Here is a 15,463-nt window from a genome sequence, read left to right as displayed (position 1 = left end):
GCTGCGGTCGGTGGTGGTCCTCTGATGAGCACCCACGGAAGCACACCGGAGGGGCTGCACAAGGGGCCCGTCGACCACGTCGTCACCCACGGCACGTTCTCCCTGGACGGGGGCACCTGGGAGGTCGACAACAACGTCTGGGTGGTCGGCGACGAGAACGAGGTCGTGGTGATCGACGCCGCGCACGACCCGGAGGCGATCGGCGGCATCATCGCCGGGCGCCGGGTGGTCGCGGTCGTGTGCACGCACGCCCACGACGACCACGTCAACCAGGCCCCGCGGCTGGCGGACACGTTCAACGCGCCGATCCTGCTCAACCCGGCCGAGGCGCCGCTGTGGGAGATGACCCACCCCCACCGGGCCCCGGACCAGGAGATCGGGGACGGGCAGATCATCACCGCCGGCGGGATCGAGCTGCGGGCGCTGGTCACCCCGGGGCACTCCCCCGGCTCGACCTGCCTCTACGCACCCGAGCTGAAGACGGTGTTCACCGGCGACACCCTGTTCAACGGCGGCCCCGGGGCCACCGGGCGTTCCTACTCGAGCTTCGACACCATCATCGACTCGATCCGCGGCACGCTCCTGCCCCTGCCCGGCGACACGACCGTCCGGACCGGGCACGGCGACTCCACCACCATCGGCGGTGAGGCACCGCACCTGGAGGAGTGGATCGCCCGCGGCCACTGAGCCACGCGCCCGGTCCGCGGCAGCCCCGCGAGCCACGGCAGCCCTGAGCCACGGCAGCCCGGAGCCACGGCAGCCCGGAGCCACGGCAGCCCTGAGCCACGGCGCCCGGGACGCGGCGGCCCGGGTCACGCGCGCACCGCCCCCGGACCTCGAGGTCCGGGGGCTGTCGTCGTTCAGGAGGGCCGACGGCGGGTGAGGGGCAGGACCGCGAGCAGCAGCAGGGCGGCGGCGCCGAAGGCGGCGCGGAAGCCGAAGGGCTCGGCGATCGCGCCGAGCCCGCTCGACCCGGCGCCGGTACCCGCGTCGAACCCGATGTTCCACGCCGCGCTGGCGGCGCCGTAGCGGGCCGGGCCGGCGGCCGCGAAGAGCGAGACCAGCGAGTCGTTCTGGACGAGCCCGAACCCGGTGCCGACGGCGAACCCGCCGACGACGAGCAGCCAGCTCACACCGCCCACCGCCAGCACCTCGACCGCCATCCCCACCCCGGCCAGCAGCGTGCCCGGCAGGAGCAGGCGCCCGGATCCGCGCCGGTCGACGAGCCCGCCCGCGACGCCGCGGCCGAGGATGCCGCCGAGCGCGACCGCGAACAACGCGAGCGGCGCCACCGCGGTCGCCGTCGGCGCGGCCAGCGGGAGGAAGGTCACCAGCCCGCCTTGGGCCAGTGAACAGGCGAGCATCGCCACCATCGGGCCGGTGCCCCCGCGCCACCCGCGCGCCACCGCGGCCCCCAGCTGCGCCGGGTCCTGGGCGCGCGGTGGGGCGGGCAGCGGCCGCGTGGCGCGCAGGAACGGCGTCAGCGCCGCCCCGAGCAGCGGCGCGAGCCCGGCCGCCACGAACACGCCCGGGAACCCGAGCAGGTCGACGGTCGCGACGCCCAGCGGGAGCAGGAACAGCTGCGGGATCCCGATCGCGTACCCGTACCGGGCCGAGGCGCGGCCGTGCTCGGCGGGCGGCACCAGCTCCGCCACCAGCGCGCTGCCCGCCACCGTGAGGAGCCCGAACCCGATCCCGCGGACCGCGGAGATCAGCAGCACCGGCCCGAGCTCGGCCGTGAGCAGCAGGAACGGTGCCGGCGCCCCGAGCAGCACGAGGCCCGCGCCCAGCACGGCCCGGTAGCCGACGCGCCGGAGCAGCGCGGGCACGGCGAGCTGGGTGACGACGGTCGCGGCCATCAGCACCCCGGTCGTCGTCCCGGCGCCGAACTCGCCCGTGCCGCCGCGGCTGACCCACAACGGCAGCACCGGGAGCAGCAGCGCGTGCCCGCCGAAACCGAGGACGGTCACGGCGAGCATCAGCCGGAAGGCGGTACTCCTCACCGATCCCTCCTCAGGGCCGTTCTCCGGACCGCTCCCCGCCGGGCCGCTCTCCTCCGGGCCGCTCTCCTCAGGGCCGCTCACCACCGGGTCGCTCCCCACCGGGCCGCCAGGTGCGGGTGTCGGTGACGATCGCGGTGACCAGGTCCGCGGGCGTGACGTCGAAGGCCGGGTTCCACGCGTCGGCCCCGGCCACGACCTCGGCGGCGTCCCGCTCCTCGATGTCGATCGCGCCGCCGTCGGGGGTGTCGGTGTCGACCGTCGTCTCCGGGGCGGCGACGACGAACGGGATCCTCGCCCGTGCGGCCGCGAGGGCCAGCGGGTAGGTCCCGATCTTGTTCGCGACGTCGCCGTTCGCGGCGATCCGGTCCGCCCCGACCACCACGGCGTCGACCAGCCCGCGGGCGATCACCGACGCCGCCGCGCCGTCGACGACGACCCGGTGCGGCACGCCGAGCGCCTGCAGCTCGACGGCGGTGATGCGCGAGCCCTGCAGCAGCGGCCGCGTCTCGTCGGCGACCACCAGCTCGACCCGGCCCCGGGCGTGCAGCGACCGGACGACCCCCAGCGCGGTCCCCCACTCCACGCAGGCCAGCGCACCGGCGTTGCAGTGCGTGTGCAGGCGCAGCGGGCGCTCCCCGCACAGCTCCCCGAGCAGGGCGGCGCCCCGCGCACCGATCGCCCGGCAGGCGGCGACGTCGGCGTCCCGGAAGGCGTGCGCGGCCGCCAGCGGGTCCGCCGCGGCGAGGGCCTGCTCGACTCCGCGCCGCAGGTTGACGGCGGTGGGGCGGGCGGAGGCGAGACGTTCGGCGTGCACGGCCAGGTCGCCGCCGCCTCGGGCGGCGAGCGCGACCCCGTACGCCCCGGCGACGCCGAGCGCGGGCGCCCCGCGGACGACGAGCCGGCGGATGGCGTCGACCAGCGCGTCGACGTCCCGGATCTCCACCCGGTGCACCTGCGGCAGCCGGGTCTGGTCGACCAGCACGATCCGGTCGCGTTCCCAGGTGATCGTCGGCGGCAGGTCCCGCCGGGGGATGGTGGAGGACACGCAGGAACCTTCTCAGAACGAGACACCACGGACGGCGACCGCACCTTATGCTCGTCGCCACCGTTAGAGTGCTCTTCGTGGCTGGAGTAGGCAGGTCTACATGACGGGTCGGCACAGGTGGACGGCGATGCTGCTCGCCCTGTGCGTGGCCCTGCTCTGCACCGGCTGCGCCGCGCGAACGGTGACCGCGGACCGCGCGCCGGTCGCCGAGCGCCAGGTCCGGGTCACCACGACCACCACCATGATCACCGATTCGGTGCGCCGGATCGGCGGGGACCGGGTGCAGGTCACCGGCCTGATGGGGCCCGGCGTCGATCCGCACCTGTTCAAGTCCAGCGCCCGCGACGTCCGCCTGCTGCGCGACGCCGACCTGATCCTCTACGGCGGGCTGGGGCTGGAGGGGAAGATGGGTGACCTGCTCGCGGATCTCGCCGTCCGGCAGCCCACCGCCGCCGTCACGGACGGGATCCCGCCCGCGGCGTTGCTGACCCACCCCGGCTCGCCCGAACCGGACCCCCACGTCTGGTTCGACGTCACGCTGTGGGAGGACTGCGTCCGCACGATCGCCGACCGGCTCTCCGCGCTCGACCCGCAGCACGCCGGCGTCTACCGGGCCAACCTCGACTCCTACCTCGTCGAGCTGACCGCGCTCGACGCCGAGGTCCGCGAGCGGATCGCCGCCGTCCCGCCCGCGCAGCGGCTGCTGGTGACCTCGCACGACGCGTTCGCCTACTTCGGCCGGCGTTACGGGATCGAGGTCGCGGCCATCCAGGGCATCTCCACCGCCGCCGAGGCCACGACGGCCGACGTGGAGCGGGTCGCCGAGCTGCTGGCCTCGCGCCGGGTCCCCGCGGTGTTCATCGAGACCTCGGTTCCCCGGCAGACCGTCGACGCGCTGCTCGCCGCGACGGCCGAGCGGGGGTTCCGGGCGTCGATCGGCGGGGAGCTGTACACCGACTCCGCCGGCGCACCCGGAACGCCGGAGGGCACGTACACGGGCATGGTGCGCACGAACGCCGAGCTGATCGCGAGCGCCCTCGGGGCGCCGGGCCGGGAAGGGTGAGGATGCACGCTCTGGAGATCTCCGCGCTCACCGTGTCCTACCGGGCCGCCCCGGTCCTCTGGCAGGTCGACGCGACCTTCCCGCGCGGGGCCCTGTCGGCGATCGTCGGGCCCAACGGCGCGGGCAAGTCCACGCTGCTCAAGGCCGCGCTCGGGCTGGTCCCGGCCGACTCCGGCACGGTCCGGATCGCCGGTGTGCAGGGCCGGGACGCGCTGGAGAACCTCGCGTACGTGCCCCAGGCCGGGTCCGTGGACTGGGACTTCCCCATCACGGTGGCCGAGGTCGTGGCGATGGGCCGGTACCGGGCGGCCGGCTGGTTCCGCCGGATCGGCCGCGCCGACCGGCGGATCGCCGAGGAGTGCCTCGACCGGGTGGGCATGGCGCCGCTCGCGCGGCGGCAGATCGGCCAGCTGTCCGGTGGCCAGCGGCAGCGCGTCTTCCTCGCCCGGGCGCTCGCGCAGCGGGCCGACGTGCTGGTGATGGACGAGCCGTTCGCCGGCGTCGACGCCCGGACCCAGGCCGACCTGCTCGAACTGCTCGGCACGCTGTCCGACGAGGGCGGCTCCGCGATCGTCGTGCACCACGACCTCGCCCAGGTCCGCAACGCGTTCGACTGGGTCCTGCTGCTCAACGTCCGGGCGCTGGGCTGCGGGCCGACGGCCGAGGTGCTCACCCAGGACTCCGTCCACCGGGCCTACGGTGCCGGGCTCCCCGAGGGGACGCCGGTGTGGACGGGCTAGGGCTCGCGTCCTGGGGCGCGCTGCTGGGCCTGCCCTACACCGACACCGTCGTCACGGCCGGGGCGCTGGTCCTCGGCGTGACGAGCGGGGTGCTGGGCTCGTTCGCGGTGCTGCGTGGCCGTTCCCTGGTCGGCGACGCGATCGCGCACTCCACGCTGCCCGGGGTCTGTGTGGCCTTCCTCGTGCTCGGCACGAAGGAGGTCGCCGGGCTGCTCGCGGGCGCGGCCGTCGCAGGGCTGGTCGCGGCACTGCTGATGGTCGCCGTGGAGCGGTCCCGGCTGCGGCCGGACACGGCGATCGGCGTGGTGCTGTCCGGGTTCTTCTCGCTGGGCGTCGTGCTGCTGACGCACATCACCTCGGGCGGGAACGCCCAGCAGGCCGGTCTGGAGAGCTTCCTGTTCGGGCAGGCCGCGGGCCTGCTCGAGCGCGACGTCGCCGTGATGGCGGCGGTCGGGGCCGTCGGGGTCGCCGCCGTGGTGCTGCTGCGCCGCGCGCTCGCGGCCACCCTGTTCGACCGCGCCTACGCCGCCGCGATCGGGCTGCCGACGCGCGCGATGGAGATCGCGGTGACCGCCTTCCTCGTCGCGGCCGTGGTGATCGGGGTGCGGCTGGTCGGCGCGATCCTCATGGTCGCGATGCTCGCGGTGCCCACGGTCACCGCCCGCCAGCTGGCCGACCGCTTCCCGCACGTCCTGGTCCTGGCGGGGGCCACCGGCGCGGTCGTCGGCGTCACGGGGGCGTTGCTCGCCACCCGGGGCGGGTTGCCGACCGGGCCGGTCGTCGTGCTGGTGGGTGTGGCCGCCGCGCTGCTCGCGGTGGTCCTGGCCCCGCGGCGCGGGGTGCTGTCCCGGCGGCTGCGGCTCGGCCGCCGCCGGCGTGCCGCCCGCCGGGCGACCGCCCTGCGGGACCCCGCCACCGCCGACCCGCGCACCCGTCGGCGGCTGGTGTCGGCGGGCCTGCTCACCCCGGACGGCGCACTCACCCCCGCCGGACGGACCGAGCGGGCCGCGGTCGTCGAGCACCTGGCGCTGTGGGAAGCGTGGCTCGACCACGGCCCACGGATCAGGCTGCGGGACGCCCGCGAGCCCGACCCGCTCAACCTGGTCGGCACCCTCGACCCCGAGGCGCTCGCCGAGCTGCGCGAGCGGGCCGGGCTCCCCGCCGGGGGCGGCCGGTGACCGCCGACGACCTGACGATCGTGCTGGTCGCGGGCCTGACCGCGACCGCCTGCGGGCTGTTGGGGCCGTTCCTGGTGCTGCGCCGGATGGCCCTGCTGGCCGATGCCGTCAGCCACGCCGTCCTCCCCGGGATCGTGGCCGTGTGGCTCATCGCCGAGACCCGGGCGCCGGTGCCGGTGGTCGCCGGTGCGGCTGCCTTCGCGGTGCTCTGCGTGCTCGGGATCGACACCGTCCGGGCGACCGGGCTCGTGGCCTCGGACGCGGCGATCGCGCTGGTGTTCCCCGCGCTGTTCTCGCTCGGCGTCCTCGGGATCACCCGCTACGCCTCGGACATCCACCTCGACCTGGACTCCACGATCTACGGGGAGATCGCCTTCACCCCGTTCGACGTCGTGACCCTCGGCGGGGTCGACCTCGCCCGCTCCGGGGTGGTGCTCGGCGGGGTCGTGCTGCTCAACATCGTCCTGGTCACGCTGCTGTGGAAGGAGCTGCGGGCCACGACCTTCGATCCGCACTTCAGCCGGGTCACCGGGCTGCGGCCGCGGCTGCTCTCCCGGCTGCTGCTGGTCGCGGTGGCCGTCACCGCGGTCTCGGCCTTCGAGGCGGTGGGCGCGATCCTGGTGGTGACGCTGCTGATCGTCCCGGCCGCCACGGCGTTCCTCGTCACGCGCACCCTGGCCGCGATGATCGCCGTGGCCGTCGGCGTGGGCTGGGTGGGGGCGATCGCCGGGCACGTCCTCGCGCTCACCTTCGACGCCTCGATCGCCGGGGCGATGGGGCTGGTGTGCACGGGCTGCTTCCTCGTCGCGCTGGTCCTCGCGCCCCGCGGCCCGCTCGCCCGGCTCCGCCGCGCCCGCCGGCCGCGCGCCGTGGCGCCATGACCCGGTCGGGAGCACCGGCCGGACGCGCCATGGATTCCTCACGCGACCGGAATCGGCCCTGACGAGCGTCGTGGATACATACTGCGGGGGATGCCCGACTTCCCCGACGCCGCGTACCCCGCCGCGCCGTACCCCGGGGTCGTGCCCGACCGGTCGTTCGTCCACGTCGAGGGCGGCGGGTTCGCGCTGACCCCCGCCGCCTCGTCCCGCTCCTCCTGGCGCGTGGGCGACCTCGACCACGGCACCGACCTCGACGCCTGGCTCACCGCGCGGGACGCCCCGCCGCTGGCCGCCCGCGTCCCGCTGCTCACCTACGGCTCCAACCGCAACCCCGCGAAGATCGGCTGGCTGCGCCGGGGGCTCGGGTTGGCCGGCCCCGTCGTCGTGCTCCGGGCCCGGACGACGGGGCTGGCCGCGGTGTGGGCACACGGCCTGCGGGTGGTCGACGACCAGCGCCCCGCCGTGCTGGCCGCCGCCCCGGGCCTGGCCGAGGAGCACTCGGTGTGGCTGGCGACGTGCGACCAGATCGCGGTGCTCGACCGCTGCGAGGGCCGGGCGTCCGGCCGCTATCGCCTCGCGCGGCTGCACACCGGCGAGGTGCGCGCCGAGGACGGGACCCTGTTCGACGGCGTCCTGGCGTACGTCGGGCTGGCGGGCATCCGCCGCCCGCTGCTCGTCGACGGTGTGCCGGTCCGCTGCACCGATCTCCCGCAGACCGCGGCCCGGGCGCTGCGGGGTGAGCGCGCCCCGGGCGACGGTCTCGAGGCCACCACCCTCACCGGCGTGCCGCACCCGGACGCCTGGCCCACCTGGCTCTTCGTCTACGGCACCCTGCAGCCCGGCGAGCGCTCCTGGCACCTGCTGGAGGGCTCCGCCGCGGGCCCGCCCGAACCGGTCACCCTCCCCGGGACGCTGCTCGACACCGGGTTCGGCTACCCCGCGATGCTGCGCGACGACGGGCCCGGGGTGCCCGGCCACGTCGTCCCGCTGCGGGATCCGGCCGCCCTCCTCCCCCGGCTCGACCGGTTCGAGGGACCCGCCTACACGCGGGTCCGCGTCACCGCACCCGACGGACGGTCGTGTTGGACGTACGTCTGGACGGAGCCGACGTCCGGGTTCCGTCCCGTCGCGCGCTGGGCCACGGTCCGCGACGGCCGCACTCCCGCCTGACCGTGTCGCCCGGCGCCCGCCGGGGGCCGGCTCTCGCTCTGCGACCGCGGAGCAACCGCCTTACCGTTGCTCCACACAACCGGTCCAGGAGGCGTGATGAGCGAAGCCGGAAGCGCGACGCCGCAGATCGAGGAGGCGGACACCCGGACGGTCCGCCGGGCCGTGTCCGGGGCCGCGATGGGGAACGCCATCGAGTGGTACGACTACGGGGTCTACGGCTACCTCGCCGTCGTGATCAGGGACGTCTTCTTCCCCGACGTCAGCTCGGCGGCGGGGACGCTGCTGGTCTTCGCCGGCATCGCGATCCCGTTCGTGCTCCGGCCGCTCGGCGGGATCGTCCTGGGTCCCCTCGGTGACCGGTACGGACGGCGTCAGGTGCTCGCCGTGACGATCCTGCTCATGTCCGGGTCGACCTTCTGCGTCGGGCTCATCCCCGGCTACGCCACGATCGGCATCTGGGCACCGATCCTGCTGCTGGTCTTCCGGCTGGTGCAGGGCTTCTCGACCGGGGGCGAGTACGGCGGCGCGGCGACGTTCATCGCCGAGTACGCGCCCGACCGGCGGCGCGGTTTCTGGGGCTCGTTCCTCGAGTTCGGGACCCTCGGCGGCACCATCCTCGGCGCCGTCCTCGCCACCGCGGTCCAGCTCGGGTTCGACGAGCAGACCCTGCAGAGCTGGGGCTGGCGGATCCCCTTCCTGGTCGCGGGTCCGCTCGGCCTGATCGGGTTCTACCTGCGCAGCAAGCTCGAGGACACCCCGGCCTTCCAGCACGCCGAGACCGAGGGCCAGACGTCGACGAGCCCCTTCCGCGAGGTCCTGGCGAACGTCTGGCCGCAGATCCTGCAGCTCATCGGGTTCGTCGTGCTGCTCAACGTCGCCGACTACATCCTGCTCACCTACATGCCCACGTACCTCACCCAGGTGCTGGAGATCAGCGACACCGAGTCGCTCCTGGTGCTGATCGGGGTGATGATCGTGATGATGGCCCTGATCGCGCCGGTCGGCGCCCTCTCCGACCGGGTCGGCCGCAAGCCGTTGCTGCTCACGGCGGCGATCGGCTTCCTGGTGCTCGGCGCCCCGGCGTTCCTGATGCTGGGGATGAAGGCCGTCTTCCCGGTCATCGTCGGCCTGGTGATCGTCGGCGGTCTGCTGCTGCTCATGCTCGGCACCATCGGCTCGGCGCTGCCCGCCATGTTCCCGACCCGCAACCGCTACGGCGGCTTCTCGATCGGGTACTCGACGTCCACGGCGGCGTTCGGCGGCACCGCTCCGCTGGCCGTGTCCGCCCTCATCACGGCGACCGGCAACGACCTGGTCCCCGCGTTCTACCTGATGGGGGCCGCGGTGATCGCCATCGTGCCGATCCTGGTCATGCCGGAGACCGCACGGGTGTCGCTGTCGCACCCGACCCGCATCCCGGGCACGGACAGGTTCGTGCCCGACCGCACCCCGGCGATGGCCGGGGGTTCCCGGGCCTGACACACGGGCTCACGCAGGAGACGGCCCGGTCCCCGCTCGGGGCCGGGCCGTCTCCGTGCTCCTCAGCGTGCGCGAGCGGCCGTGTCGTGTGCGACGAGCGCCTCGGGCACCGGCAGCCGGTAGAGCCGGGCCGCGTTGGCGCCCAGCACGGCCTGGATCGCGGGGGGCTCGAGCCCCCGGGCGAGCAGCGCCGCTGCCGTCTCCTCGACGAGCCGCTCCGGCCGCACGAGCGGGTAGCCGCTGCCGAACAGCAGCCGCTCCGGGCCGAACGCGGCCAGCAGGGCGTCGAGGGCCTCCCCCGCCTCCCGCGGATGCGTCCGCAACCCCGTGAGGACCTCGGTGAGCAGCACGTGCACCCCGGGCAACTGGGCGAGCCGGACCAGGACCGGCGTCGGCAGGCAGCCCGCGCCCAGCACGAACCGCAGCCGTGGCAGTGCCGAGACGAGGGGGCGGACCCCGCCGGGGTCGATGCGCCCGGCGGGCGCCGGCCGCGCGTCGCGCTCCCGGACGGGCAGGGCCGAGCCGGAGCGCACCGGTTCGGCCCAGCTCGGCCAGCGGGCGCGGATCCGCCCGGACCCCGTCGGCCGGTCCGGGACGCCGCCGTGGCACCAGCCGGGGGCCCCGGCGGCCGGGTGCGCGGCGGCACCGACCCCCAGGTGCACCACGCCGGCCCCCGCCTGTTCGGCCCGCCCGAGCGCCCGGCGCAGGGCCGGGTCGCCGAGCTCCAGGCGGGCCTCGGGGCGGGTCCCGGACGTCAGGGACAGGCCGCGCAGGTCCTCCCGCCGTACCCGGACGGCGATGCCGCGACGGCCGCCGTCGTCGGCGGGGTCGAGCTCGCCGGTCACGGCGAACCGGCCGGCGAGCCCCTCCGCGAGCTCCGCGGACCATGCCGACGGCGCGAAACCGAGGACGAACAGCGAGCCCAGCCCGAGCGGCTGCAGCACCGCCCGGTCCACGTGTCCCCGGCCCAGCAGGTCGGCGGCCAGGGAGCGCTCGCCGACCGCGGCGAACTCGTCGAACGGGATCGGCCGCGGCGAGCGGTCGAGGACACGGTGCCGGTGGTACAGGTCGGCGACGAACTGCTCGCCCGCCGGGCCCGCCTGGTTGTGCGGACTCCCGTCCCACGCGTGCACGTGGGCGTCGACGACGACGTAGCGCTCCCCGCCGACCTCGTACACCGCGCCTCTCCCGTCGCGTTATGGAGCCATAATGCGATTTCGGACCCGGACATTTCGCATGATGGAACCACAATGCGCTCCGGCCGGTGACTTTCGCGCATTATGGTTCCATCACGGTCAGCCCACCGACGGGCCCAGGCCCATGGACTGCGGCGTCGACGAGTCCGGGCTGGGCTGCGGGATGCCCTCGTCGAGCGGACCGAACTCGGTCATCAGGCTCTTGTTCCAGGGCGTGACCTCCTCGGCCACCAGCGAGTTGGTGGTGAGGATCAGCCCGGCCACGGAGGCGCCGTTCTGCAGAGCGGAGCGCACCACCCGCAGCGGGTCGATGATGCCCATCTCCACCATGTCCCCGAAGCGGCCCTGCAGGGCGTCGAAGCCCTCGTCCACGCCCAGGTCCGTGACCTGCTTGACCACGTCGGCGCCGTCGTAGCCGGCGTTGGACGCGATCAGGTGCACGGGCTCGGACAACGCGGCCCGGACGATCTCGACGCCGATGCGGTAGTCGCCGTCCACCTCCAGCCCGTCGAGCGCGGACTCGGCGTGCAGCAGCGCCGCCCCGCCGCCCGCGACGATGCCCTCGGCCATGGCGGCCCGGGTCGCCTGCAGCGAGTCGTCGACGCGGTGCCGGATCTCCTTGAGCTCGGCGTTCGTCGGCGCGCCCACGGAGATGATCGCGGCCTTGCCTGAGAGCCGGGCGATACGGTCGTTGAGCCAGTCCTCGTCCGTGCCGATCGTCGCGCGCGCCATCTCGGCCCGCAGCTGCGACAGGCGCCGCTCGACGGCCTCCTTCGCGCCGTGCCCGCCGATGAACACGCTCTGCTCGTTGGTCGCCCGGACCTGCGTGGTGCGTCCGAGGTGCTCGGTCGTCATCTGCTCCAGCGCGAAGCTCGACGCCTTGGAGTGCACCTTCGCGCCGGTCAGCGCGGCCAGGTCCTCCAGCAGGTGGATACGCTTCTCGCCGAACCCGGGCGCCTGGATCGCGGTGACCTTGAGGTGCCCGTTGACGTGGTTGTGCACCAGCATCTGCAGCGCGGTGCCCTCGACCTTCTCGGCCACGATGACCAGCGGCCGCGGGTCCCGCATGAGCTTCTCGAGCACCGGCATCAGCTGCCGGACGTCCGTGATCTTCTCGGCGGACAGCAGGATGTACGGGTCGTCCAGCACGGCCATCATCGAGCCCGGGTCCGTGACCAGGTAGGGCGAGACGTAACCGTTGTCGAACTCGAAGTCCTCGACGAAGTTCACGCTCAGCCCGAGGACCGGGCCGTCGTCGACGGAGATCACGCCGTCGTCGCCGACCGTGTGCAGGGTCTGGGCGATGACGGAGCCGATGGTCTCGTCGTCGTTCGCCGAGATGGCGGCCACGCGGGACAGGTGCTCGAGCGAGTCGACGGGGTGCGCCACCGCGGCGAGCTTCTCGACGATCCGGCCGACGGCGAGGTCGATGCCCCGCTTGACCAGCACCGGGTTCCCGCCGGACTGGATGGCCTTCATGCCCTCGCGGACGATCGCCTGGGCCACCACGGTCGCCGTGGTGGTGCCGTCCCCGACGGTGTCGTTGGTCTTGATCGCCGCTTCCTTGAGGATCTGCGCGCCCATGTTCTCGAACGGGTCGCGCAGGTGGATCTCGCGGGCGATGGTCACGCCGTCGTTGGTCACCTCGGGCGTGCCGGTGATCTTCTCCAGGACGACGTTACGGCCCTTCGGGCCCAGCGTGCTCTTGACGGCCTCGGCGAGCTGGTCCACCCCGGCTTGGAGCGCCCTGCGGGCCTCCACGCCGAACTTGAGTTCCTTGGCCATGACTTCGGTCCTCCCGGACTATCTCGAACTGCGTTGGTCTGCGGCGCGGGTGCGGATCAACGAACCCGCGGGTGGCGGCGGCGCTGCGGCCGCCGCCACCTGCGGGGGTGAGGAGCGGCGGTCCTACTGGATCGGCTTCAGGTCGAAGTCGATGTACTCGGCCGCGTCCTCGGGGTTGGCGAACATGATCGTGCGGTCGTCGAGGTGGACCATGCGCCCGTAGTGGGTGGACATCGCCTCCTCGAACTCGGCGGCGGTGAACCAGTCCTCGTCCTCGCCCGCCTCCTCGTCGACGTCGGCGTAGATGACCTCGAACTTGTCCTTCCCGTCGACGCGGATCATCGACGGCAGCGGCGTGACCGTGACGTTGTCCAGCCGCTCCAGGACGTTCGCGATCAGCACCCCGACCTGGCTGTTCATCAGGGTGAAGCCGCACATGTTCGAGGCGGTGTTGTCGGACTTGAACGGGCTCTCGGCCGACTTGAACGTGGTCACTGCTTCAGCTCCTCGGGGGTGTCGAGATGAAGATCGCGGCAGATGCCGGCGAACCGGTTCTTGGCACGGTCGAGGGCGTCCTCGAACCTCGGAGGCTTGTGGTCGGCCTGCGACCACATCGGCTGCATCGTCCGGGCCGCCTCGAGCGCCTGCGGCACCCAGTTCGACAGCCAGCCCTGCATGAGGCCCTTGTTGTGGTCGGCGAACTCACGGTCCTGAGCCAGCGGCGCGAAGCAGGCGATCGTCCAGCGCAGGTCGCGCTGCGAGTAGTCGAACTCGCCCGCACCCATGACCGTCGGGGTCACGAAGTCGCCGTTGCCGGCCGCGGCCTGCATGACCAGGTTGGACCGGAAGAGCTCGCCGATCAGCGGCTCGAACACGACGTTGGCGGCGAAGATGGCCTCGCCCCAGTCGTCCTGCACGGCCGTGAGGGCCTCGCAGACCTTCCGGGCGCCCTGCCACACCTCGTCGGAGTTCCAGGCCTCCACGTGCGCGGTGCCGTCGAAGCCGTCGATCTCCTCGGTCAGCGTCAGGTTGTAGAGCGCGAGGTCCTGGGCGAAGCGGATCTTGTGCGCGCTGTTCACGGCCATCGCCGTGTTGTGCATGTTCGTCGGGCCGGAGCGCTCGTTCGCGGCGAACACGTACAGGCCGAGGACGTGCTCGATGTGCATCCACGCCCCGACGTTGCGCTCGACGAAGCGCACCCAGTTCGGCGTCCAGAGGTCGAAGGCCTTGGCGTTGCGGGCGTTCTCGACGTTCTGGGTGAGCTGCCGGACGACGTTGGCGTTGTACCGGTAGAGGGTCTGCTCCCACTCCTCGTTCGGGTCGCGGAACTCGTGCCAGCCGTGCGCCGGCCAGTTCTGGACGTGCATCGAGCCCGTCCCGACGCCGCGCGCCGGCTCCGGCTCGTCGACTCCCCAGGCCTTGAGCTTCGTCCAGTGCAGCGGGTAGCCGTTCGTGCCGTCGGCGAAGCCGTAGATCCAGCCCTGGGACAGGTAGTGCCGCGGGTCCGGCTGGACCTCGACCGTCACGTCCTCGTAGTGGGTCTGCTTGCGCTTCGCCGGCGCGAAGTAGTTGTAGCGCCGCGCGGCGGGGCTCGAGTCGGGGAACTCCTTGGCGCCTGCTTCGGCGTCCGTGAAGACTGGCTTCGGGACGCTGCGTTCGGTCGGGGCGGAGGGATTGCTCTCTGTGGTGGTCACTGCCCGTCCTGGCCTTCCTGCTCACCGGTCGTGGTGAACTTGTCGTAGAAGATGTTCTGCTCGCGCACGCCCAGTGCGGTCAGCGTCGCGATCGCCGCGTCGACCATGGGCGGCGGACCGCAGACGTAGGCATCTGCTCCTTCCAGCGTCGGTTCGAGGGCCTCGACCACCTCGGTGATCAGACCCGTGTGGCCTTCCCACGGCTCGCCCTCCGCCGGCTCGGACAGGGCGGGCACGTAGCGGAAGTCGGGGATCTTCTCGGCGAGCTCCCGGAGCTCGTCCTCGAAGCACAGGTCGCGGGCGGTGCGGGCCCCGTAGTAGAAGGTCGCCTTGCGCTCGACCCCGCGCTCGGCCATGGACCGCAGCAGTCCGAGCACGGGGGCCATGCCGGCCCCGCCGCCCACGAAGATGATGTTCGACGTGCGGTTCTCCCGGAGCGTGAAGGTCCCGAACGGGGCCTCCACGTCGAGCCGGTCCCCCACCTGGATCTTGTCCGCCAGGTGCTCCGAGAACAGCCCGCCCGGGTAGATCTTGATGACGAACTCGTAGATCCCCTCGCGGTTGGGGGTGTTCGCCATGGAGAAGGACCGCGTCTCCTCGGTACCGGGGACGACGAAGTCCATGTACTGGCCGGGGAAGAACTTGATCTCACTCGGCTCGACGAGCTTCACGACCAGGTGCCGCATGTCGTGGGTGACCGCCTCGTTGGACACGACCTCGACCACGCCCCGGCGCAGCGGCAGTCCGCTCCGGATGATCTCCTCGTCGTAGTTGAGGAGCTCGATCGTCAGGTCCTCGTAGGCGTGCGCCCGGCAGAGGAGGGTCTGGCCCTCCTCCTTCTCGTAGTCCGGCAGCGCGAACGTCGAGTAGCTGTCGAGCTCGATGTCCTCGCCCTCGAGGACGAAGGACTTGCACGCCGCGCACTGACCTTCCTTGCAGCCGTGCATGAGCTGGACGCCGTTCTCGGCGGCGGCGCGCAGGATCGTCTGACCCTCGTCGACCTCGATCTCGATGCCGACGGGTTCGAAGCGCACCACGTGTTTCTCGCCCAAGGGGAGGACCACCTCTCGACTCGGTTGGGCAGCACCCGCGGGCGGGGCCCACCATCACTCCACTGTGGACGGTGATGGTCGCGGGAGGCCCCGGCCCGCGGAGTGCGGGCGTACCACCGGGTGGACCCGCCGGTGGGCGGGTCCACCCGAGCGGGGGAAGGACCGGAGGACCCGGTC

14 protein-coding genes are annotated in these 15,463 nt (G+C 73.3%); 7 read left to right on the top strand and 7 right to left on the bottom strand.

All coding sequences use genetic code 11. The annotated features are described in order from the left end of the window. Positions 1 to 24: 24 nt before the first annotated feature. On the top strand, positions 25 to 687 hold the full coding sequence (locus ACL02T_RS30685; protein ID WP_412834292.1) for an MBL fold metallo-hydrolase: 663 nt from the start codon (positions 25 to 27) through the stop codon (positions 685 to 687). A 173-nt stretch (positions 688 to 860) separates the two neighbouring features. Here the strand turns inward: ACL02T_RS30685 and ACL02T_RS30680 are convergent, their stop codons facing one another. Continuing rightward, positions 861 to 2,003, bottom strand: a complete 1,143-nt coding sequence (locus ACL02T_RS30680; protein ID WP_412834291.1) for an MFS transporter — start codon at positions 2,001 to 2,003, stop codon at positions 861 to 863. Between the two features lie 67 nt (positions 2,004 to 2,070). Continuing rightward, the gene (gene mtnA / locus ACL02T_RS30675) at positions 2,071 to 3,021 is read right to left on the bottom strand and encodes an S-methyl-5-thioribose-1-phosphate isomerase (RefSeq protein ID WP_503129108.1); all 951 of its coding nucleotides are present in this window, start codon (positions 3,019 to 3,021) and stop codon (positions 2,071 to 2,073) included. Between the two features lie 154 nt (positions 3,022 to 3,175). Between mtnA and ACL02T_RS30670 the strand changes: the two genes are divergently transcribed. The 6 genes from ACL02T_RS30670 (at position 3,176) to ACL02T_RS30645 (ending at position 9,559) form a co-directional block, all read left to right on the top strand. Continuing rightward, positions 3,176 to 4,111 carry a metal ABC transporter solute-binding protein, Zn/Mn family gene (locus ACL02T_RS30670; protein WP_412834289.1) on the top strand — a complete coding sequence of 312 codons (936 nt, stop codon included), beginning with the start codon at positions 3,176 to 3,178 and terminating at the stop codon, positions 4,109 to 4,111. 2 nt (positions 4,112 to 4,113) lie between these two features. After that, a complete protein-coding gene (locus ACL02T_RS30665; RefSeq protein WP_412834288.1) occupies positions 4,114 to 4,851 on the top strand; it encodes a metal ABC transporter ATP-binding protein in 738 nt (245 codons plus the stop codon). After that, on the top strand, positions 4,839 to 6,029 hold the full coding sequence (locus ACL02T_RS30660) for a metal ABC transporter permease (protein WP_412834287.1): 1,191 nt from the start codon (positions 4,839 to 4,841) through the stop codon (positions 6,027 to 6,029). Before ACL02T_RS30665 ends, ACL02T_RS30660 begins: the two co-directional genes overlap by 13 nt. Continuing rightward, positions 6,026 to 6,910, top strand: coding sequence for a metal ABC transporter permease (locus ACL02T_RS30655; protein WP_412834286.1), 885 nt, complete (start codon positions 6,026 to 6,028; stop codon positions 6,908 to 6,910). Before ACL02T_RS30660 ends, ACL02T_RS30655 begins: the two co-directional genes overlap by 4 nt. A gap of 90 nt (positions 6,911 to 7,000) precedes the next feature. Then, positions 7,001 to 8,080 carry a gamma-glutamylcyclotransferase family protein gene (locus tag ACL02T_RS30650; protein WP_412834285.1) on the top strand — a complete coding sequence of 360 codons (1,080 nt, stop codon included), beginning with the start codon at positions 7,001 to 7,003 and terminating at the stop codon, positions 8,078 to 8,080. 96 nt (positions 8,081 to 8,176) lie between these two features. Then, positions 8,177 to 9,559 carry an MFS transporter gene (locus ACL02T_RS30645; RefSeq protein ID WP_412834284.1) on the top strand — a complete coding sequence of 461 codons (1,383 nt, stop codon included), beginning with the start codon at positions 8,177 to 8,179 and terminating at the stop codon, positions 9,557 to 9,559. Positions 9,560 to 9,621: 62 nt separating this feature from the next. On the opposite strand, the gene ACL02T_RS30640 is transcribed toward ACL02T_RS30645, so the two are convergent. The 5 genes from ACL02T_RS30640 to ACL02T_RS30620 all read right to left on the bottom strand — a co-directional run bounded on the left by ACL02T_RS30640 (position 9,622) and on the right by ACL02T_RS30620 (position 15,286). Continuing rightward, on the bottom strand, positions 9,622 to 10,737 hold the full coding sequence (locus ACL02T_RS30640; protein WP_412834283.1) for an amidohydrolase family protein: 1,116 nt from the start codon (positions 10,735 to 10,737) through the stop codon (positions 9,622 to 9,624). Between the two features lie 117 nt (positions 10,738 to 10,854). Continuing rightward, positions 10,855 to 12,540, bottom strand: a complete 1,686-nt coding sequence (gene groL, locus ACL02T_RS30635; RefSeq protein ID WP_412834282.1) for a chaperonin GroEL — start codon at positions 12,538 to 12,540, stop codon at positions 10,855 to 10,857. 123 nt (positions 12,541 to 12,663) lie between these two features. Then, a complete protein-coding gene (gene mimD, locus ACL02T_RS30630; protein ID WP_412834281.1) occupies positions 12,664 to 13,035 on the bottom strand; it encodes a propane 2-monooxygenase effector subunit MimD in 372 nt (123 codons plus the stop codon). Next, positions 13,032 to 14,234, bottom strand: coding sequence for a ferritin family protein (locus ACL02T_RS30625; RefSeq protein WP_412834280.1), 1,203 nt, complete (start codon positions 14,232 to 14,234; stop codon positions 13,032 to 13,034). Before ACL02T_RS30625 ends, mimD begins: the two co-directional genes overlap by 4 nt. Next, entirely contained in the window at positions 14,231 to 15,286 is a 1,056-nt protein-coding gene (locus ACL02T_RS30620; RefSeq protein WP_412834279.1) for an FAD-binding oxidoreductase, read from the bottom strand. The genes ACL02T_RS30625 and ACL02T_RS30620 overlap by 4 nt, the downstream gene beginning before the upstream one ends. Positions 15,287 to 15,463: the final 177 nt, after the last annotated feature.

Source organism: Pseudonocardia oceanicola, assembly GCF_047200735.1.
In the GTDB taxonomy this organism is placed as follows: domain Bacteria; phylum Actinomycetota; class Actinomycetes; order Mycobacteriales; family Pseudonocardiaceae; genus Pseudonocardia.
Note: the sequence above shows the minus strand (reverse complement) of the source record. Positions and strands in the feature narration are given on the sequence as shown.